The sequence below is a fragment of the Gemmatimonas phototrophica genome, from assembly GCF_000695095.2.
Classification (GTDB): Bacteria; Gemmatimonadota; Gemmatimonadetes; order Gemmatimonadales; family Gemmatimonadaceae; genus Gemmatimonas; species Gemmatimonas phototrophica.
In genome coordinates, this window is sequence record NZ_CP011454.1 from 1290980 (window position 1) to 1311061 (window position 20082).

At 63.0% G+C, this 20082-nt stretch carries 16 protein-coding genes; 13 read left to right on the top strand and 3 right to left on the bottom strand.

Annotated features, from left to right (window positions below; translation table 11 throughout):
- The first annotated feature begins 1 nt into the window (after position 1).
- From GEMMAAP_RS05420 to priA, 9 genes are all read left to right on the top strand, one after another.
- On the top strand, positions 2 to 1375 hold the full coding sequence (locus tag GEMMAAP_RS05420) for a hypothetical protein (RefSeq protein ID WP_026849921.1): 1374 nt from the start codon (positions 2 to 4) through the stop codon (positions 1373 to 1375).
- Complete coding sequence (locus tag GEMMAAP_RS05425) at positions 1372 to 3513, top strand: DUF4175 family protein (protein WP_158514745.1); 2142 nt, start codon at positions 1372 to 1374, stop codon at positions 3511 to 3513. Before GEMMAAP_RS05420 ends, GEMMAAP_RS05425 begins: the two co-directional genes overlap by 4 nt.
- The gene (locus GEMMAAP_RS05430) at positions 3510 to 4163 is read left to right on the top strand and encodes a DUF4159 domain-containing protein (RefSeq protein ID WP_082821083.1); all 654 of its coding nucleotides are present in this window, start codon (positions 3510 to 3512) and stop codon (positions 4161 to 4163) included. The genes GEMMAAP_RS05425 and GEMMAAP_RS05430 overlap by 4 nt, the downstream gene beginning before the upstream one ends.
- Entirely contained in the window at positions 4160 to 5563 is a 1404-nt protein-coding gene (locus GEMMAAP_RS20275) for a hypothetical protein (protein WP_026849918.1), read from the top strand. The genes GEMMAAP_RS05430 and GEMMAAP_RS20275 overlap by 4 nt, the downstream gene beginning before the upstream one ends.
- A 118-nt stretch (positions 5564 to 5681) precedes the next feature.
- On the top strand, positions 5682 to 6614 hold the full coding sequence (locus GEMMAAP_RS05440) for a histone deacetylase family protein (RefSeq protein ID WP_026849917.1): 933 nt from the start codon (positions 5682 to 5684) through the stop codon (positions 6612 to 6614).
- Positions 6615 to 6676: 62 nt separating this feature from the next.
- The gene (locus GEMMAAP_RS05445) at positions 6677 to 7696 is read left to right on the top strand and encodes a magnesium transporter CorA family protein (RefSeq protein WP_026849916.1); all 1020 of its coding nucleotides are present in this window, start codon (positions 6677 to 6679) and stop codon (positions 7694 to 7696) included.
- A gap of 100 nt (positions 7697 to 7796) precedes the next feature.
- Positions 7797 to 8732, top strand: coding sequence for a serine/threonine-protein kinase (locus GEMMAAP_RS05450; protein WP_075071437.1), 936 nt, complete (start codon positions 7797 to 7799; stop codon positions 8730 to 8732).
- Positions 8733 to 8780: 48 nt separating this feature from the next.
- On the top strand, positions 8781 to 9806 hold the full coding sequence (locus GEMMAAP_RS05455; protein ID WP_026849915.1) for a dipeptide epimerase: 1026 nt from the start codon (positions 8781 to 8783) through the stop codon (positions 9804 to 9806).
- A 210-nt stretch (positions 9807 to 10016) separates the two neighbouring features.
- Positions 10017 to 12281: a replication restart helicase PriA gene (gene priA / locus GEMMAAP_RS05460; protein WP_026849914.1), complete on the top strand. Its 2265-nt coding sequence runs from the start codon at positions 10017 to 10019 to the stop codon at positions 12279 to 12281.
- 571 nt (positions 12282 to 12852) lie between these two features.
- Here the strand turns inward: priA and GEMMAAP_RS20280 are convergent.
- Together GEMMAAP_RS20280 and GEMMAAP_RS21205 are read right to left on the bottom strand one after the other, a co-directional pair.
- A complete protein-coding gene (locus GEMMAAP_RS20280; RefSeq protein WP_145979017.1) occupies positions 12853 to 14901 on the bottom strand; it encodes a hypothetical protein in 2049 nt (682 codons plus the stop codon).
- 100 nt (positions 14902 to 15001) lie between these two features.
- The gene (locus GEMMAAP_RS21205; RefSeq protein ID WP_082821086.1) at positions 15002 to 15511 is read right to left on the bottom strand and encodes a DsbA family protein; all 510 of its coding nucleotides are present in this window, start codon (positions 15509 to 15511) and stop codon (positions 15002 to 15004) included.
- 804 nt (positions 15512 to 16315) lie between these two features.
- On the opposite strand from GEMMAAP_RS21205, the gene GEMMAAP_RS05480 reads away from it, so the two are divergent.
- Entirely contained in the window at positions 16316 to 16594 is a 279-nt protein-coding gene (locus GEMMAAP_RS05480; protein ID WP_274519057.1) for a hypothetical protein, read from the top strand.
- A 51-nt stretch (positions 16595 to 16645) separates the two neighbouring features.
- A complete protein-coding gene (locus GEMMAAP_RS05485) occupies positions 16646 to 17800 on the top strand; it encodes an aminotransferase class I/II-fold pyridoxal phosphate-dependent enzyme (protein ID WP_026849910.1) in 1155 nt (384 codons plus the stop codon).
- A gap of 66 nt (positions 17801 to 17866) precedes the next feature.
- On the opposite strand, the gene GEMMAAP_RS05490 is transcribed toward GEMMAAP_RS05485, so the two are convergent.
- A complete protein-coding gene (locus GEMMAAP_RS05490; protein WP_082821087.1) occupies positions 17867 to 18448 on the bottom strand; it encodes a YceI family protein in 582 nt (193 codons plus the stop codon).
- Positions 18449 to 18670: 222 nt separating this feature from the next.
- Between GEMMAAP_RS05490 and GEMMAAP_RS05495 the strand changes: the two genes are divergently transcribed.
- Both GEMMAAP_RS05495 and GEMMAAP_RS05500 read left to right on the top strand, forming a co-directional pair.
- Positions 18671 to 19555, top strand: coding sequence for a hypothetical protein (locus tag GEMMAAP_RS05495; RefSeq protein WP_026849909.1), 885 nt, complete (start codon positions 18671 to 18673; stop codon positions 19553 to 19555).
- 15 nt (positions 19556 to 19570) lie between these two features.
- Entirely contained in the window at positions 19571 to 20047 is a 477-nt protein-coding gene (locus GEMMAAP_RS05500; RefSeq protein ID WP_053334229.1) for a Fur family transcriptional regulator, read from the top strand.
- Positions 20048 to 20082: the final 35 nt, after the last annotated feature.

The window sequence follows — 20082 nt, forward strand, 5'->3', positions numbered from 1 at the left end:
CGTGCTGTCGTTCGCGCTTCCCTGGTTGTTTGCGGTGAGTGTGGCCGCTGCCGCCGTGGTGGCGGGGCTGCACCTGTTGTCGGTGCGTACGCCACCTGAGCTGGTGCTACCCACCGCGCGCTTCGTACCCGGCGGCGACGCGCGTGCGGTGGCGCGGCAGCCGCGCCCCAATGATGTGCGCCTGCTGCTGTTGCGGGTCGCCGCGTTGCTCTGCGCGGGCGCGGCACTGGCGGGTGCACAATGGCATTCATCTCGGGCCTCCACCCTGCGTCTGGTGATCGCCGATGCGGCGACGCCGGATACGGTGGCATGGCGTGATTCCGTGGAGCAGGCATTACGCGCTGATGACGTCATGGTCCGCGTGGCCTATGCTGCCGGTGTATCGCGCGATCCCGGCGTGGCGTTGGTCGCGGCCACGCGTTGGGCGACACAGCTGGCGTCCCAGCACCGGGCACTGTCTCAGGTGGAGCTCACCGTGATCGTGCCACCCGGCGCCACGTCGCACGCAGGTTTTGACGCATGGCGTACGCAGTGGCCCGGTGCCTTGCGAGTGACCACCGCGGCGGCGCGTAGTGGTGTGGATGCCATGGTGGACCGCAGCGTGCCCGTGGTGCAGGTGCGTGTGGGGCGTGTGAATGACGATGCGGTGGCGGCCGCGTTTGCTGACGCGACGGCAGGTAGAACAGCAGGAATGACCGCGACGAGCCCCGCTATCCCGACACGGCGCGCGGTGCTGGTTGAGCGCGAGGAAAACGGAGTCGCTGGTGATGACAACGAAGACACATCGCGTGCGTGGACGTCGGTGACGACCGTGACGTGGCCGCGCGAGGGATCGCCGGCCGGATGGCGTGCGCTGAAGAAGCCGGACACGGTGGGCGCGCTGGTGAGTGGTGGCCTGGTGATGGTGGGGCCGTGGGAGCGGCGGGCGATGGTGAGTGATTCGCTGCGGACCGAACTAGATACCAGTGTGGACACGCGCACGCTGGCCTGGTGGAGCGACGGTGAGATTGCGGCGGTTGAGAAGCGCCGCGGCAGCACGTGTGTGCGGGAAGTGGCCATTGTCATACCGCCGGGGAGTGACTTGCTGCAGTCGGCCACTGCTCGCGGGCTGCGGGAGGCACTGATTGCGCCGTGCGGCGGAAGTCGAGCGGATTCCATCAACGCCGCCGGAGCTACTGTTGCGTCTGGTCCTGTCAGCGGGAGTGACACGCCGCAGCCAGGCGCTGAGCGTCCCGCGTCCATGTCTGCCTTTCGAGTACAGACTGGCGGTGCGATAGGGAGTGACCCGTGGTGGCTCACACCGGCATTGCTGGGGGCCGCATTGCTTCTGCTCGGCGCCGAATGGTGGTGGCGTCGCGGGGAGGTGGCACCGTGAGTGCCGCCATACGTCCACACGCTGGAGCGTCACAGCACGAGCTGCTGTCACGCATTGAACAGCTGCGTGGCGCCCTTCATGTGCTCCGTCGTGGGCGCTTGTTGCTGATCTGTTTGTGCGTTGCGCTGGTGGTGGTGGTGGTGGGGCGCGCGCTTACCGTGGTACTGCCCGCTGGTGCGTGGAGTAGTTGGCCCGCGCTGTGGCTGGTGGGCAGTGCGGCCGCCGTGGCCGTGTACTGGTGGCGTCGCGAAGCGGCGCCCGATCTGGTGCGATCGGCGCTGTGGGTTGAGGAGCAGCAAGGGACGCGCCCCGACTTTGCGCTCACCACCGCGGTGGAAATGCTGGCTGCACATCAGGAGGTGCCGGAGTCACTGTCGCGTGCGGCGACCGCCTCTCTCAACGCGGCGCCCATTACGGCGGCGGTGGCGGCGCAGCGCCGTGCCGCGTGGCGCGGGCCCGCGGCGTTTGCGCTGCTCACTGCGCTGGTGCTCGTCTCTGGGCTGTTTCTGCCGGTGCCGCGCACAGGAGCCGGTACGCAGGCCAGTGGCACTGCGGCCACCACCCTTGCCGGCGCGTCCTCCACGGTGCCCGCGCTGGGCGCGTGGCAGGTACGGGTGCAACCACCGGCGTACACGGGTTTGCCCACACTTGCGTTGGGCGACATCAACAGCGTGGCGGTATTGAGTGGCAGTCGCGTTCTCTTGCAGGGCCGTGGCGATGCGCCCACGGCCAACCTGCAGCAAGTGGGTACCGACAGCACCCAGGTGGCCGATACGGCGCCACCCGTGAAGTCATCGCAGGGCGGCTGGGAGACCAGTGTACAGGCCACCGACGCGCCACTCACCCTGCGCTTGTCGCGTGGCGGGCGTACGCGGTTGCTGGTGATTGAGGGACGTCCTGACTCCGTTCCGACGGTTACTCTGGATGCGCCAGCGCGCGACAGTGTCTTTCGGGAGCCCGTGGGAGTAATCCCACTTCAGGCCACGCTGCGCGACGACATCGGTCTGGCGCGGGCCAATTTTGAACTGATTGTGAGTTCCGGTGAGGGCGAGCGTTTCACGGTACGCACCGTCACGCTCGGCGCCATGCAGTGGAGCAAGTCACCGCTGATGCCGCGCGCCACTTTGCGCGGTTCGCTCAATCTGGCCTCGCTGTCGTTGCTGCCCGGTGATGTTGTGCACCTGCGCGCGATTGCCCGCGATGCGCATCCCGGTGCGCAGCGCGAGTATGGGAGCAGTGAAACGCGGGCGTTTCGCATTGCCCGCCCCACGGAATACGACTCCGTGGCGGTGGAACCGGCGCCACCACCGGAGGTGGACAAGTCACTGCTCAGTCAGCGCATGCTGCTGTTGCTTACTGAAAAACTGGACAAGGCCCAGCGACGGCTCGCGCGTCCCGAGGTCCTGCGCGAATCGCTCAAGCTGGCCCGTGATCAGGCCCGTTTGCGACTCGCTGTTGGCGATGTGGTGTTTCAGCGGTTGAGTGGTGAATCCAGCGCCGAGCACGCGCACTCGGCGGGGGATGGGCACGACCACGGGGTGGATCTGCAGGGTGGCAAATTGTCAATGAGTACCTCGTCTACCACCGGCATGCTCGAAGAAGGCAATGATTCGCCCGTTATTGCCATCAATCAGCCGCTGTTGGAGGCGTACAACGCCATGTGGGACGCCGGGCGCGCGTTGGAACAGGGTGATCCGCACGGTGCCATCCCGCCCATGAAGCGCGCGCTTGAGGCCATTGAGCGCTCACGCGTGGCGTCTCGGCTGTATTTGCGTGGCAAACCACCACAGGTGATTGTGGACATTGCCAAGGTGCGCCTTGCCGGCAAGGATACCGGGCAGGTCACCCGCCGTTCGGTTCGCGAGCCGTTGCCATCACGGCTGGCCGCCCGCGATGCGCGGCTGGTGCGCGTGGCGCAGCTGGCCACCCGTGACGTGAACGCGGCGCGCGACTCACTGGCGCTGTTGCGGGCCGAGGCGCTGGCCGATGCCCCGGCGTTTGCGTCGGCGCTTTCGCGCGTGCTCGACGCGCTTACGGCAGGCGGCGATGTCACGGCAGCCTTTGTGGAGGCTCGACGCGTGCTGGGGAACGTCGTGCGTACGCCGGGGAGTGTGTGGTCGCGAGGGACCGTGCCATGAGTGAGACACGTTCTGCTGACGTATTGCCCGCGTTCTCCAAGGCACCGTTTGTCTTTGCAACCGCGCAGTACGATTCAGGAGACTGGGACTCGGCACCGTTGGTGCCGGCCAATATCATCGATTCGGTGGCGCGGTATACGTCGTTGGAGGTGCGCCCCCAGGGCGTCATGGTGCCGCTCTCGTCGGAGGCGGTGTTCGGGTATCCGCTGCTCTATCTCACCGGACACTTGCCGGTACGCTTCAGTACGCGCGAAACCGATGTGTTGCGGCGCTATCTCGATCGTGGCGGGCTGCTGTTTGTTGATGACCACAACCACGATGTGGATGGCGCGTTCAACAAGACGGCGCGCGAAGAGATCAGGCGCGTGGCCGGCCCATTGGTGCCGTTGCCCAATAGCCACGAGTTGTATCGCTGCTTTTTCGTTTTCGAGAACGGCCCCCCCACCACATCGCATGAGATGAACGGCTGGGGCGACAATCTCGTGCATGAACAGCTGGACGCGGTGGTGAAGAACGGACGTATTCGGGTGCTCTACTCCAACAAGGACTACAGCTCGGAGTGGAGCTTTCATCCGGACAACAAGCGCTTTCTGTCCGTGGACAATACGCGCTTCGGGGTGAATCTCGTGGTGTACGCGCTCACCCGATGAACCGTCAGCTCTTCGAGCGCGCCTGTCGCGCGGTGGCGGTGCTCTGTCTGCTCGCGGCGCTGGCAATTGCGGTGCGAGCAGGAGGACGCGCAGGTGCGTCAGCGCAGTCGTCCGTGCTGCAGATCTCTGATAGTGTGCTGAGCGACACCGGAGCGCGCGCGTTGCATGAGGTGCGTGAATGGCTGCTGCGCCGTAGCGCCATGGCCTCGCACAATCGCGAAGCAGACGGTCGTGGTGTGGCAACTGATACCCTGGTGCTGCCCTTGTCGTCGGTGCCCGGGCCGCCGCTGCGCGCCGGCTTGATGTCGCTGCGCCATGCTGGTGTGCCCGTTCGCTGGACGGATTCCACCAGAGCCCGAGGGCTCGCGCTGTCGGTGACCCGGGTAGCATCACCATCGGCGCCGTTGGATGTCCGCCTGTCCGCCCCGACTGGTGGCACGGTCGTGTTGCGTGATGCCGGAGGTGTGCTGGATTCGGTAGCGGCGGCCCCCACGTTGAGCTGGCGCCTGCAGTCAGCCTCGCCACCACTGGTGGCCACTGTGGGGCGCAGCGTTGTGCGTGCGACACTCCCCGAGTCGGGAGTGACGCGTCGCCTGTTGCTGTTGGCCGATCCGGGGTGGGAGAGCAAGTTCGTGGCGGCGGCACTGGAGGAGGCGGGGTGGCAGGTAGATGGCACGTTTCGCGTGTCGCCCAGTGGGGCCACTACGCTGGGTGCACCACAACGGCTCGACACGGCGCGCTATGCGGCGGTGCTGATTCTCGACAGTCTGCGTGTGGACGGCGCGGCCATTCGTGACTTTGTGGTGCGTGGTGGTGGCGTGGTGCTGGGAGGGGATGCGCTGCGCATCCCGGCACTCGCTGCCTGGCGTCCGGCGCGGGCCACGGCGGTGCGCGGTGCCATTGCCGGCGCCTTGCTCACCGATACGCCACGTCGTGGATTGGAGGCGTGGGAGCTTGAGCCTGTGGCGGATGCCGTGGTGCTGCAGGTGGACCGCGGTGATCACGCGCACGATGAGCCGGCGTTGGTGGCGCGTCGGGTGGGGGCTGGGCGCGTTGTGGCCATGCCCTATCGTGAGTCGTGGCGGTGGCGTATGCAGGGGACGGACGACGGGATGGGGGACCATCGGGCCTGGTGGACCGCGGCCGTAGCGGCGGCTGTGCCCTCACCCTCAACACCGATCGCCGCGTTTGATGGATACCCCGGCGCTGCGGCACCGTACGCCGATTTGGTGGCCCGGGTGGGAGCGGCGACGGCTGGTGATGCAGCGCGTCCAGCCACGGTGGTGGAGCGTCGTCCCGGCGATCTGCCGTTGCCGCTCCGTGCACCGGTGTTATTGCTGGTCACCCTGGTCGCCCTGCTGGTCGAGTGGGCGTCGCGGCGACTTCGCGGATTGCGCTGATGTTGTTGTTGATGTTGTTGTTGTTGTTGTTGTTGTTGTTGAAGTCGTGGTCGATGCCGTTGCTGCTGGCCGTGTCTTCAACACAATCCATTCACCTTTCGCATTGCCGGTGTCCTGTATGGCAACACGGGTCGCGCTCATTTCTCATCCTGATTGCGGGCGACATGACACCGGCTGGGATCACCCGGAACATGTGGGTCGGCTGGTGGCCATTCCGCGCGCCCTCAAGCACGATCTGGCGCTCTTTGAGGCGCTGGAGCATGTCGAGGGGCGACACGCCACGGAGGAGGAGCTCGCGCTGGCGCACGATCCGGCGTACATCACCCGAGTTCGTACGCTGGTGGAAGAAGGGGGTGGCCGTCTCGATCCCGACACCGTCGTGAGCGAGGGGTCGTGGGACGCGGTCACCGCAGGCGCGGGATGCGTGCTGGATGGTGTGGACATGGCCTTTGACGGGCGGGCGCTGCGCAGTTTCTCGGCCGTGCGCCCACCGGGACATCACGCACTGCGCGACCGGGCCATGGGTTTCTGTCTCTTTGGCAATGTGGGCATTGCCGCGCACTATGCCATTGCGAAGCATGGGTGCGAGCGAGTGCTGGTGGTGGATTGGGATGTGCACCACGGCAACGGAACGCAGGCACTGGTGGAGCACGAGCCACGGATTCACTTCGTGAGCATGCATCAGTGGCCGTGGTACCCGGGCACCGGAGCGACCGACGATCGGGGGCCGCACGACACTGTGTGGAACGTTCCAATGCCGCCGTCGTTGCCCTCGGTCCAGTACGTGGAGGCGTTGCTGGCGGCGGTGGATGCCGCGGCCGAGGCCTTTACTCCAGATCTGGTGCTCATCAGTGCCGGCTTTGACTGTCTGGACGGGGACCCATTGGGGGCCTTTACCCTCACGCTCGATGATGTGCACACCCTGACCAGAGCCATGGTAGAGCGGGCCGAGCGCTGGTGCGGCGGGCGGTTGGTGAGTGCGCTGGAAGGCGGCTATGCTCCGGAATTAGTCGCCAAGGCCGTGTTGGTGCATCTGCGCGCGCTGGCGTAGCCGTGGCGAGTGGTCGCACATTGAGGGAGCATGCCACGCCATGAATACGCTCTGAACACGCCATGACCCGTATTGTCCCATCGTCAGTCCCCGGACACCCCGATCCGGCCCCGCGAACCATCTATCGTTCGCCGGCCGGTGTGGATGTGCTGGACTGTCATCCACGCGATGTCCCCACGCTCATTGCCGAAGGTGGGCCGCTGTGGGTGGATATCGACAGTACAATACGGTCACAACACGCGCTGCTGGAAAAGGTGTTCGGCTTTCACCCGCTGGCCATTGAAGACACGCTCAATCCCCTGTCGCGGGTGAAGCTCGAGGAGTACCCGGGTTTTCTGTACATCGTGACGCGGGCGGTAACACTCGCTGGTGACACAGAGGATCCGTACGATCTCGAGACCAAGGATCTGCACTGCTTTCTGGGGCCGAATTATCTGGTAACCGTGCACGCCGGTCCGCTGCCGGTCCTTGACCAGGTCTCGGACGGGTTGCGTCGCTCGCCGGAGCTCCTCACGCGCGGTGTGGAGCGGGTCCTGCACACGGTGCTGGACTCCACGATCGACGCGTATTTTCCCATTCTCGATCAGGTGGATGAGTTCATTGACGGGCTCGAAGAGCGCGTCTTTGTGGACTTCGATCAGGACGCGTTGCGTGATGTGTTCAAGGTGAAGCGATTGGTGCTGTCGTTGCGCCGCTACCTGCAGCCGTCACGTGAAGTGCTGAACGTGCTGACCAACCGGCCCACGACGCTCCTTACGCCGGAGGTGCAGATTTATTTTCGCGACATCTACGATCACGTGCTGCGCATCAACGACGCACTGGATACGTACCGCGATCTGCTGAGCAGCACGATGGAGTCGTACCTGTCGCAAGTGTCCAACCGGCTGGGGGCGACCACCAAGGGGTTGAGTGTAGTGGCCACCATGTCGCTCCCCTTTGTGGTGGTGAGCGGCATGTGGGGGATGAACTTCAGTAACATTCCCATGTCGCAGTGGCCCCATGGGTTCTGGGTGTTATTGCTGGCCCAGTTGGGGCTTGGCGGGTTGCTGTTGTTCGTGCTGCGTCGTCAGAGGTTGTTGTAGCTGTGCTGCGGTTTCTTTCACTTTTCCCCACCGACTGATGTTCTGCCCTGAATGCGGGACTTGGAACCGAGCCGCGGCGCCCCGGTGCACCCGGTGCAATGTGCCGCTCCCCGAGGTTTCGGCGCCGCCCATCGATATTCCCGATGAGGAACTGCGGGAGTTGCGGCAGGCCACCGGCAATCGCTACACGGTGGTGAAGCGGCTGGGCAGTGGTGGCATGGCGCATGTGTATCTGGCGCGCCATGCGGTGCTGGGGCGCCCGCTGGTCATCAAGGTGCTGCACCGCACGCTGGCGCTGGAGCCGGAGATGCGCGAACGCTTCCGTCGCGAGGCCGAAGCGGCGTCGCGACTGGTGCACCCGTACATCTGTGCCATCGCCGACATGGGCACGGCGGGCGACCTCGAATATCTCGCGATGCCGTACTACGCGGGGGGGTCGCTGGCCGATCTGTTGTCGCGTCGCAAGACCGTGTCAGCGGGTACGGCGGCCTCGGTGGCGGCGCAGGTGGCCACTGCGCTCGACTACGCGCACCGGCACGGGGTGGTGCACCGCGACATCAAGCCGGACAACATTCTGTTCGACGAAGACGGTAACGTGGCGCTCACCGACTTCGGGATTGCCACGGCCCGTTTTCACGGACGCCTTACGGCCAGCGGCCGGGCCATGGGTACGCCGCACTACATGAGCCCCGAACAGGCCATGGGGCGCCTGGTAGACGGGCGCAGCGACCTCTATGCCGTGGGGCTGCTATTGTACGAAATGCTGCTGGGGCATCCGCCCTTTGACGGCGACGACTCGTACGCGGTGGGCTACAAGCATGTGCACGAAGCACCGGTGGCCCCCGACCAGGTGGACACGCGGGTACCGGCGGCTCTCAGCACCATCGTGATGAAGTGTCTCGCCAAACAGGCCGCCGATCGCTACGATCGGGGCTTCGAATTGGCCGACGCGCTGGTGCAGTTCCTGGCCAGCCTTGGCGGCGCCGAATTCCGTACTGCGCGCACGGCCCGTGCCTCAGGGCTCACGCCTTTTTAGTTCTCCGAGTTCCTGCCACCTGCTCCCTGCCACCTGCTCCCTGTCCCCATGCGACTCCACGCTGAAATCGTCACGGTGCACACCAAGCACCCGTTCATTATCGCTCGCGGCGGGCAGAGTGAGTACCGCGTGGTGTGGGTGCGTCTGGTCGACAGCGACGGTGCGGAGGGGTGGGGCGAAGCCTCGCCCAGCAAGTTCTACGGCGAAACGGCGGACACGGTCATGGTGGCGCTGCAGCGCTTTGCGCCGGTGCTGGAGCACGCTGATGCCTGGTCGATCGACGCCATTGAGCGTGAGTTGGAGAAGGCGATGCGCTGGAACGCGTCGGCGCGTTGTGCCGTGAGTGCGGCGCTGCACGACCTCATGGGCAAGCGGCTTGGAGTGCCTGTATGGAAGCTGTGGGGGCTCGATGCCAAGGCGGCGCCGCTTTCCAGCTTCACCATTGGCATTGCCCCCGACGAAGCCACGTTGCGCTCCCGCGTGCAGGAAGCGGCGCACTATCCCATTCTCAAGATCAAGCTGGGCTCGCACTGGGACCGTGACGTGCTGCGCATTGTCCGTGAAGAAGCGCCCAAGGCCATCCTGCGTGTGGACGCCAATTGCGCCTGGACGGCCAAGCAGGCGCTCGGCATGCTGGATGCGCTCAACGCCGTGGGCGTGGACATGCTGGAGCAGCCGCTGCCGCCGGAAGATCTGGAAGGGATCAAGTTCGTGCGTGATCGCGCCAACATTCCGGTTATCGTGGATGAATCGTGCCTCGTGGCCGCCGACATCCCCAAGCTCGAAGGCTACGTGGACGGCATCAACATCAAGTTGGCCAAGTGTGGCTCCCTGCGCGAAGCGCTCCGCATGATTGCCGTAGCCCGGGCCCACGGCCTGCGCGTGATGTGCGGCTGCATGGTGGAAACCACCCTCGGCATTGCCGCCGCCGCGCACTTTTCACCGCTGCTCGACGACGCAGACCTGGACGGAGCGGCGTTGCTTTCCGATGATCCGTTTGAAGGACCAGGCATCCCGGACGGGCGAGTGGTGCTGGGAGATACCGCAGGACTGGGCGTCACCTTACGGCAGTAACGGCGTTATGGGTTACGGGTTATCAGGTCACCGAGTAACAGCGGAACTGCTGTAACGGCGTCATGGGTTATGAGTTATCGGGTTACCGAGTAACTGCGGGTACTGCGGTTACCGCGTTAACTCGGTAACCTGATAACCCATAACCCATAACGCTGTAACGCCGTTAAACTGCGGTGACGGTGCGCTGACGCGATCCCTTAGCTTTCCCAGATGCGTTGTATCGAAGTATCTCTGCCTGTGCCCTTGTTCCGCACGTTTACCTACAGCGTGCCCGAGGGCGTGGCGTGGCCCATTGCGCCGGGGTCGCGGGTGCTGGTGCCGTTTCGCAACCGGGCGGACATCGGCATTTGTCTGGGAGAGGCGGAGCCACCCGAGGGGGTGATCCTCAAGCCCATCAAGGCGGTGGTAGATAGTGTGCCGTCGTTGCCGGAGGCGCTGTTGCATACGGCACGCTGGATCAGCGATTGGTACGCGGCGCCGTTGGGGCTCACGTTGCGCAGCATGCTGCCCACGCCGCTCACGCAGGCCAATACGCCGGCGCCAGCGGGGAAAACGCAGCGGGTCGTGCGCATCGTGACCGAGCTGCCCTCGCTGCTGCAGCGCGAACAAACCTTTGCGCGGGCCAAGCAGCAGCGGGCGGTATTTGAGCTGCTGGAAGCGCAGGGCGGGGTGGCGCCGCTGGAAGCGCTGCGGGTACAGGCCAACTGTTCGGCCGGTGTCTTCACGGCCATGGCCAAGCGTGGGCTGGTGGAGGTGCGCGACGAGGTCATGCAGCGCGATCCGTTCGCGGAGCGTGCGGGTGTAGCGCCGCCGCCAAATCCGTCGGCGGCGCAGCGCGACGTCATTGACGCCATTCTGCGTGGTGAGCCAGGGCAGGTGTTTCTGCTGCACGGCATTACCGGCAGCGGCAAGACACTCGTGTACATCGAGGTGCTGCGCGAAGTACTGCGCACGCCCGGACGATCGGCCATTGTGCTGGTGCCCGAAATTGCGCTCACCTCGCAAACCGTCGATCGTTTTCGTGGCGCCTTTGGTGACGCGGTAGCGGTGTTGCATTCGGGTCTCAGTGACGGCGAGCGGCTGGATGCGTGGCAGTCGCTGCGGCGCGGCGAGCGTCGCATTGCCGTAGGCGCGCGGTCAGCGCTCTTTGCGCCGCTTGAGGGCGTGGGCGTGGTGATTGTAGACGAAGAGCACGAGAGCAGCTACAAGCAGTCGGAAACCCCGCGTTATCATGCGCGCGAGGCGGCCATTGTGCGGGCCCGCGCCGAAGGGGCGCTGGTGGTGCTGGGCAGCGCTACCCCAAGTCTCGAAAGCTGGGAGCGGGCCGATCGCGGCCAGGCCATTCGCTTGTCGCTCCCCGACCGCGCGGGGGGAGCGCAGCTGCCGCCAGTGCAGGTGGTGGACATGCGCGTGGTCACCAAAGAAGCGGTCGCTGCGCGCAATCCGCATGCACCGTTCGACCCCATGCTGAGTGTCTTCAGCCCCACGTTGCTGGCGGCCATTGAATCACGGTTGCATAGAGCCGAGCAGAGCCTGTTGCTGCTCAACCGGCGGGGTTTTGCGGCCTACGTACAGTGTCATGCCTGCGGGGATGTGCAGGTGTGTCCGCACTGCAGCATCTCGCTTACGTATCATCGCGTCCCCGAAGCGCTGGTGTGCCACTACTGCCAGTACCAGCACGACATGCCGTCGGTGTGCCCCAAGTGTGCGAGCGACAAGCTGCAGCGGCGCGGGCTGGGCACGCAGCAGGTGGAGAAGCTGGTGGCCGAACGCTTCCCCGAGGCGCGCATAGCGCGCATGGACGTGGACACCACCAGCGGTAAGTGGGCGCACACGCAGATTCTCGACCGGGTAGGGCGCGGTGAGGTGGACATTCTGCTGGGCACGCAGATGATTGCCAAGGGGCTCGACTTTCCCAACGTCACGCTGGTGGGCGTCATCGATGCCGACACAGGGCTCAACCTGCCGGACTTTCGTGCGTCGGAGCGCACGTTTCAGCTGCTCAGTCAGGTGGCGGGGCGGGCCGGTCGCGGCCCCAAGGGCGGTGACGTGGTGGTGCAAACACGCATGCCGCACGCGCATGCGGTGCAGCACGCGCTCACGCACGACTTTCTGGGATTTGTGCGTGAGGAGTTGGGGGCGCGCCGGCATCCGGCGTATCCGCCCTTTGTGCACATTGCCAACGTAATTGTGAGCGGTGTGCATCAGCGGGCCACGGCGGCGGCGGCTACGGAGGCCGCCGAGTGGGTCACGCAGCTCATGAAGCGTCAGGGGCTGCGCGATCTAGTGCTCGTGGGGCCGGCGCCGTGCCCCATTGATCGCATCAAAGACCGGTGGCGCTGGCACTTTCTGCTCAAGAGCTCACAGCCCAAGCTCATGACGCGCGTGGCGCGCTATGTGGCGGAGCGCTGCCCGGTGCCCAAGGATTCCGAGCTCCGGCTCGTGGTGGACCGGGATCCGGTGAGTTTGTTGTAGGAGAAAGATGAACCAAGGCAGCCGTTCATCTAGCGGTACTTGATGGGGAGTCTGTCCACTCGAAAGTGGCCGCCCGGCTCAAAGCTCTGACGCGTAGCCCAGTTTGGTCGAGCGTTGCGAAGGCGATTGATGAAAGAAAGTTCGTTGATTTCGAGCTCAAGGACCTGTGCGGTAAGGCGAGCACGACCTGAGAGTGCGGTTTGACACTCCATTATCGGAGTAGCGGGAGTGGCGCACAAATAAAGTGTGCTGGTGCTGACGGCCCGTTGATGGTTGCTGGTGGACATCGCGCTGTCCGGCCGAAGCACAACCGTCAGGGTTTCTCCGTCAAAGCTGATCTTCCAGCCATAGTAGCCGACGATGGGTGGGACAGGCTTGTCGAGCAGGAAATGGGGAGGAGGAAACCGTACGATCGCGAACGTGCGATGGACCGAGGGGCCGGCGTCAGAAGCCGTTGTAACTGCGCCCGCTTTACCCTCTGTTCGCATGCTCGGCTGCGCCGATGTGCGCTTGCTGATGCCAACGTGCTGGAGGCTCAGAATGATGATGGCAAACCACGCACTCTCAGATATCACTTATGCGTATCCTTCGGAACAAGAGTGAAGCCAATGGCATTTGAAACTTCGCGTCCATTTTTCAGTCGCATGGCGATGGCGATAGCATATGGTCCAGGCGCGAGTGTACCTAGATTGAGTTGCAGAGTCCGCATCTGCACCGGCACTGGACCTAACAACGTACTCACATGTCCACGCGGTTCATTGTCCTGCCAACGGACCTCAATCGAACTGTTATTTCTTGGGGCAATTCCTGTATTCACCGCAATACGGCGTAGCGCGCTCGCCGTATTCGTAGAGGCAACTCGCACGGTGGTGATGGCGCTGTCCGAAGGCGCTATTCCATACGTCTCCCAGTAAAGTGCAATGGACGGAGCGTCCAGAGGAATGCGGTCGTTCGGACGCATGTAGGTCAACAGTGCATCACGTGGCGAACGCAACGTAGTCTCCGGCACCGCGCCCAATAACGCCAGTTCGGACATCCCGATATCGCCCTCCAGTTTATCCAGAGGCGGTGGCACCACAATCCCATAGCGAACGCGTGCCGCCATGGAGGGATCGGAAACTCCAATTGCTTCCACTGCGAGTAGTCTTGGACCGCTCGCAACCGGTCCGCGCAGGTAGACTGCGGAGCCCGCGTTAGCTATGGTCTGCGCTAGGGAATCCACATTGGCAGGGCCGGTCGTGGCGAGCAGCATGACGTCGAATCTCGAAGAGGAATCCCGAAAGGCTGGATGCGTAAGCGGGACCGAGATCGCAGTCTCTACGTAGTTCTGCCGGCGCACAAAAAAGTGTTGCCCGTTGTCCAATTGTGTGAGCCGATAGTCGGGTTGAAAGTGCTCCCAGGGCCACCAAGCAGTCGCTGGGTGGCCAAGAGAATCGGCGGGGTGGAGCTGCCAATCGCTCGCCGTAGATAGGAATGGCGCTGCGATGGCGCTCCACGACGGCATGGTCGATACGCCCTGCGTGGAGTATTCGAATGTCGAGTATGGCGGTGATGGAGGGGCGGGATTCCGCCTGCTGACGCGGAAAAACGTCTGCCATTGATCGTCAATCGTCCCAAGCGCGGCAGTATAGGTAGGCCAGCCGTAGCGTTGCAACATGACGGCAAGGGCATCGCCACCACGTTCGATATCGAACGAGTAGCGCTCATCCTGTACAATAGCCTGACGCAGCAGAAGTTCCATTCGTCGTACATTCTGTTCCACGTATCGTGCATTACCGGCGATCCGAAATAGAGGATCTGCGAGCCACCACACGCGGGTGTTCAATGCAGCCTTCTCGGCGCAACCGCTCGACGTATAGTCTGACGACTCAACGGAGGGAAATAACGTTGTCAAGTCTTCCCATGAGCACCGTTGGTCTGCCGGCATGGCCGCCAGCATGCCGGTAAAGGACTTCTCCGAGACAATGGTAGAATCCTGATGGGCAAACACGAGGCCTCGCAGCCCCTCGCACCACCACTGTGGTGACGAGCACGCTAAAGCCGCGTCGTGAGCCTCGCCAAAGTTCCGGCCATCAAGCCATAGGCGGACGAGTTGACCCGCTAGCCACGGTTGATTCAAGCGGCCAGCATGTTTGGCCCGGAGTCGATCAATCAACAGCACCCGCTCACGCGCAATGGTCGCTCTTTCCGCAGGTAAGAGCGCGCCGTCACGCCAGCGTTTTTCGTCCTTAGCGGAAGCGAAGGGGGTACCTAGGAGCCAGGAAGGACACACACCGAAGCTCTGACGTTGTCCTTGAATCATTTGGTACTGCTCTCCCGGGAGCCCCCGATCCGGAGCTTCTGCTTGCGCGATAAATCCGAGTCGATCCAGGAAATGATGCTGGTAGCAGTTTGCGTGAAGTAGGCGTTGCTGTCGCTCAGTTTTCGTGAGGCGTACGCGCCGATATTCTTCGCTTCGCTGCCAGGCCGTCTGCCACTGTGCGTTGAATTCGCTGATTGCAAGGCGAGCTTCCGGCGTTTCACCAACTCTAATCTGGCCCGCGAACGCTGACTCCCCTGGCTCAGTATTGGCAAGTGCCGCCAACAGCAAAAGGGAACTAAGAAATATGCGAAACATCATCGAAGTACGCGTACAGAATGCATGTTAAACATTCACCCCCTGCGTAAAGATTCCAGTTGAAGCTTTACGGTTTTATGATCTATTCGAATAATTCGGGTTGCTAGCGACGCGCCGTTGTGTTTGGCTGCTCTCTCCCCAAGGAAAGTAATGAATCCAGCATTGGCCCTGACGGTACGCCGGAAAGCTGCACGCCTCCATTGACGAGGATTGAGGGGGTCCCCCTCATGCCCAATTTTCGTGCTGTGTCCCCGTCGCGTTGAATGCGACGACTAATAGAGTCGTCCTTCATACATTTGTCGAACAACTGCATATCTTCGACTCCCGCGTCACGTGCAAAGTTTCTCCAATCTACTTTTCCGAGATGCTGCTGCGAAGCGAAGAGTATATCGTGCATCTTTTCAAACCGACCCTGATCTGAGGCGCACTCAGATGCCCTAGCGGCAGCTTCTGCGAATGGATGCGATGGCAGTGTTAAGTGTCTGTAGACCACAGTGATGCTTGGGTCAATTCTGTTCCTGTATTCCTGAATTCTATCATGTAGAACTTTGCAAGCCGGACACTGATAATCGGAGAAGACAAGAATGGCAGCCTGTTTTCGACTAGGCCCAATGACGTTTCCCGTTGCGAAATAGTTGACCCATTCTTTTACTACCGGGGGCGACTGGCTCTATCACTATTGATCGTTTCACGTCGAAGTGTAGACCGAACGACAATAGTAGTGGTTACCACAGCGCAGACTACCAAGGTGCTATTCATTACGACGGAAAGCAGCTTTGCCATTGAGGTAGCCACGAAATCTTGCCGGTTTGGGGGAATCGCTAGAGTTCTCGGTTGCCAGAATAGCTGCGGACGGAGGCCAAGGATGCAGCCGTCCGTCCGCATTGAAGCTCATCCGCAGAGCATCACACCATCGCATGGGTTTGACTGCGACTGGTAAGTCACGCTGCCTGCAGGCTCGTTGTGCTCATCGTCCCACAAGCAGACAACAGACACAGGGCACCACCATAATCCACCGTCGTAGTAGCCACTTGCCGAGGCCATCTCACAAAATGCTTGGCCCTCTTGAGATGTGCACGGTCGGCTACTGGTTTCAGCGTGGGCACTCTCTACTGAAGAGATAACTGCGGCTCCTGCAAGTGCCACTACGGCTGAAATCTTTCCATTTACAGTCAACATCGCTGCTCCTTGATGGACTTGCTTCACTAATCTCGGCGACAATGCGCCCGGCTCCGCAATCACGAAGCGCGTCGACGTTAAGGTTCGTTTCGAAGCCTGTCAAGATGGGGATCTGCAATACGAATAGTTCTTTGTCGAGCTGGACAATACCGAGAGTTGACGCAGGACGACTCGTTTCCATTTCACTGGAAGAGGTTTAACGATGCGTATCATTCATCTCATATCATTTTAGGATCGGCTGAATTTTGCGGCTGGTGAGGTTGCGGCTTTTAGGGAAGCCTCCGAATGGGTGACGAAGCTTGTGAAGAGTCAGGGGCTGCGCGACCTGGTGCTGGTGGGGCCGGCACCGTGTCCCATTGATCGCATTAAAGACCGGTGGCGCTGGCACTTTCTGCTCAAGAGCTCACAGCCCAAGCTCATGACGCGCGTGGCGCGCTATGTGGCGGAGCGGTGCCCGGTGCCCAAGGATTCCGAGCTGCGGCTGGTGGTGGACCGCGATCCGGTGAGTTTGTTGTAGGCTTGGGCGCTGCGGGTTTCACCGTGCTGGTGGTCGCTCTAGTTTACGGGAATGTCCGCCACTCTCGAGAGCATTCCGCCGTATGTGTTTTACGAGCTTGACGCCCGTCGTGCCGCTGCGCGCGCCGCGGGGAAGTCGCTCATTGATGTTGGTATTGGCAGTCCGGATGGCCCAATTCCGCCCGTGGTGGTGGAGGCCATGCAACGGGCCGCGGCCGACCGTCAGCTGAGCGGGTATCCGCACTTTCAGGCGCATCCGGCGTTTCAGCAGGCGGTGGCGGGCTACCTTGGTGCACGCTTTGGCGTGTCGGTGAATCCAGCCAAAGAGCTGCTCGCGCTGGCCGGGTCAAAAGAGGGCATTGCCGAGTTGATTCTGTCGCATACCCGCGCGGGTGATGTGGTGCTGATACCAGAGGTGTACTACCCGGTGTACGCGCGGGCCACGCTGCTGGCGGGGGCGGAGCCAGTGTTTGTGCCGTTCCTGTCCGACGGACGGCTCGATCTTGACGCGATTACGCCAGCGCAGGCGGCGCGCGCCAAAGTGATGATCGTGAATTACCCGGGGAATCCCACCACCACCTCGGTCTCGCTGGACGAGCTGGCGCGCTACGTGGAGTTCGCTCGCGTACACGACATCCTGCTCTTGAGTGATCTGGCGTACAGCGAGCTGTCGTTTGACGGCTACCAGGTGCCCAGCGTGCTGCAGGTGCCGGGCGCACATGATGTGGCCGTGGAAACGCACACCTGCAGCAAGAGCTTCAACATGGCCGGCGTGCGCATTGCGTTCGTGGCAGGCCAGGCGGCAGCCATTGCCCGGGCGGACAGTTATCGCTCCAATATTGGCTACGGCGTCTCCACCATGGCGCAGCTGGCGGGAGCGGCGGCGTTCACGCATCACGTCGATATCGTGCCGCCTATTGTGGCCGAGTATCGCGCACGACGTGATGCCATTGTGAGCGCGTTCAATGCCGGCGGATGGCCGGTGAGCGCGCCACGGTCCACCATGTACCTGTGGCTCGACGTGCCGGCGGGCTTTGGCGACTGGGAATGGGTGGATGCGCTCATTGCCGGGCCGGGTGTGGTGGTGACACCTGGATTGGCATTTGGTGAAGCGGGCCGGGGGAAGTTTCGCGTGAGCCTGGTGCAGCCCTCGGAGAAGCTGGTGCTGGCTGCCGGCGGCATTGTGGCCACGGTGCCGAGGCACTGAGCGATTGATACGAAAAAAGGCGGGGCACGGCGTGTTGCCGTGCCCCGCCTTTCGTATGTGGTGCCCTTACTTCGCGGCCGGCTTGGGCTCGGCGAGCGCGATGTCCCACTGCACCTGCACTTCGTTCTGGATGGGGTTGAGCTTCGAGTCGTACGCCACGCCGTAGTCGAGACGGTTAATGGCAAACTGACCACGGAAGCGGCCCATGCCGCCCTCGTAGAACACCATGGTGGCCGGCACGACGATGCGCTTGGTGGTGCCACGCACCGTGAGGTCGCCGGTGATGTCGAGCTTGTTGGCGCCGGTCTGCTTGATGCTCACCGACTTGAAGGTGATGCTGGGGTGCTTCTCGACGTCGAAGAAGTCGGCGCTCTTGAGGTGACCATCGCGACGCTCGACGCGCGTGTTGATGCTGGATGCATCGATGGTGATGGCCACCGTGGAGTTCTCCCACTTGGCGGCGTCGAGCTTCACATCGGCGTCCCACTTGCCGAAGAAACCGTGCGCGCTGAGCAGGCGGGAATCGGCGACAAAGTTGATTTCGCTGTGCGCCTTGTCGATGACGTGCGGCAAGGCGTCAGGCAGCGGGCGGGCGGCGACGAGCAGCGGCAGCACTACGGCTGCGGCGAGAAGGCGGGCAGAGAACATGATGACTCCTTAAGGTGTTTGGGTTGGGACTCGGACGGTCAGACATGACCGCCTGAACAGCTTCCGTCCACACGATAGTTAGACGGACAATGATATAGAAGTAAGATAGTGGCTCTGGCAAGTAGCGCAACCCCCCGCGTCGCCTTGTTCCCGGACCCCAGCGACCGCGATCTTTCCGGGACGTACCGCGTTGGCGTTCGCGCATCACCTCAGCCATCACCAATGACCGTTCCGGTTCAGACCGTTCCAGACGAACAGGCCGTCGAGACGTCCGCAGAAATCCCCGCTGCCGAGCCGGTCGCCGCACCGGTGGCCCAGGCGCCGGCCGTGCCGGATCGCGCCGATTCGCCGGTGACCGAAGTGGCCGAGCGCTTCCTGCGGGCCGTGATTGCTCAGGTGCCGCTGGAGCGCATTGAGGAACTGCACCTCTTTTCGCCGCTGCGGCAGGGAACGGTGGAAACGGGTATCGCCGTGCTTGCGGCCCGCGTACCTGTCGTCGTGGTTGAGCCAGTCGACGATGTGGTGCTTGAGGAACCGACGCAGCAGCTGTCCCTCAGTGAGCCCGCTGCAGAGGTGGTAGCTGATGACGTGGCTGTGGACGACCCCGCCGTCGGCGATATCGTAGTCGCTGACAGCGAGGTTGATGAAGCGGTGGTCGTCGAGGCTATTGCTGATGACACTGACGCGTCCCTGGCCGACGATGAGGTCGCGCCGATGGGTGATGCGGTGATTGTTGTTGAAGAGATCATCGCGGCCGAGGGCGACGATGATGAAGACGTCTCGTACGCTGACGCGGAGCCCGTAGAGCTGTCGGCTGAAGAAGGCGACGAAGCGGTGGCGGTAGAAGAGGAGATCGCCGACATCATGCCCGCTCAAAAAGCCCGTCCCGTGCGGCACACGGTGTACACCGCGCGCTATCGGTACGTGATCAAGGGGCCCGAACGCGGGAAGTGGGAGTCGAGCATCAAGGCGGAAGCCGAAGCGCCGCTCATCACGGTGGAGACGGTGGTTCGTGGCGTGCAGCGGCGAGCCGGAGAGGACTCAGAGATTGTGCGCTACTCTGCCGCGCAGATTGCCCGTGCGTTGCGCCTGCCGTTCCCGGCCTGATCTGCCGACCCGTCCGTGAGCCACACCTCCGACGACACGGCCATCCAGGCGGACAAGGACGCATTTCGCGCGTTCCTGCGCGACCACAACCTGCCGGCCACTCCACAACGTTTGGCCATTGCCGACACGGTGCTTGGCACTGATCGCCACTTGTCGGCCGAAGAAGTGGCGCAGGAGCTCAAGACCCGCGGCGCGTCGGCCGGTACGGCCACCGTGTATCGCACACTCGAAGTGCTGGTGCGCAGTGGACTGGTGGTGGAGCGCGATTTTGGTGAGGGCTTCAAGCGCTACGAAGCGGCGCGCGGGGTGCCCCATCATGAGCACTTGCTGTGTACGGTGTGCGGCCGGGTCACGGAGTTTCGCGATGAACGCCTGGAGCGCATGACGACACTGCTGGCGGAAGCGCACGACTTTTCGCGTCAGCGGCACCGGCTGGTCATTTACGGATTGTGCGGTGAATGCCGTCGCGGCTCCGGCCGCGCAAGTCGCTGATGCGCCCAATGCACATCACTCTTCGCTTTTCAACT

Bases quoted from the DNA above. Each gene is read 5' to 3' on its own strand.
- GEMMAAP_RS05430 (WP_082821083.1), top strand. From the start codon at position 3,510: ATGAGTGAGACACGTTCTGCTGACGTATTGCCCGCGTTCTCCAAGGCA.
- GEMMAAP_RS20275 (WP_026849918.1), top strand. From the start codon at position 4,160: ATGAACCGTCAGCTCTTCGAGCGCGCCTGTCGCGCGGTGGCGGTGCTC.
- GEMMAAP_RS05440 (WP_026849917.1), top strand. From the start codon at position 5,682: ATGGCAACACGGGTCGCGCTCATTTCTCATCCTGATTGCGGGCGACAT.
- GEMMAAP_RS05445 (WP_026849916.1), top strand. From the start codon at position 6,677: ATGACCCGTATTGTCCCATCGTCAGTCCCCGGACACCCCGATCCGGCC.
- GEMMAAP_RS05455 (WP_026849915.1), top strand. From the start codon at position 8,781: ATGCGACTCCACGCTGAAATCGTCACGGTGCACACCAAGCACCCGTTC.
- priA (WP_026849914.1), top strand. From the start codon at position 10,017: ATGCGTTGTATCGAAGTATCTCTGCCTGTGCCCTTGTTCCGCACGTTT.
- GEMMAAP_RS20280 (WP_145979017.1), bottom strand. From the start codon at position 14,901: ATGATGTTTCGCATATTTCTTAGTTCCCTTTTGCTGTTGGCGGCACTT.
- GEMMAAP_RS05485 (WP_026849910.1), top strand. From the start codon at position 16,646: ATGTCCGCCACTCTCGAGAGCATTCCGCCGTATGTGTTTTACGAGCTT.
- GEMMAAP_RS05490 (WP_082821087.1), bottom strand. From the start codon at position 18,448: ATGTTCTCTGCCCGCCTTCTCGCCGCAGCCGTAGTGCTGCCGCTGCTC.
- GEMMAAP_RS05495 (WP_026849909.1), top strand. From the start codon at position 18,671: ATGACCGTTCCGGTTCAGACCGTTCCAGACGAACAGGCCGTCGAGACG.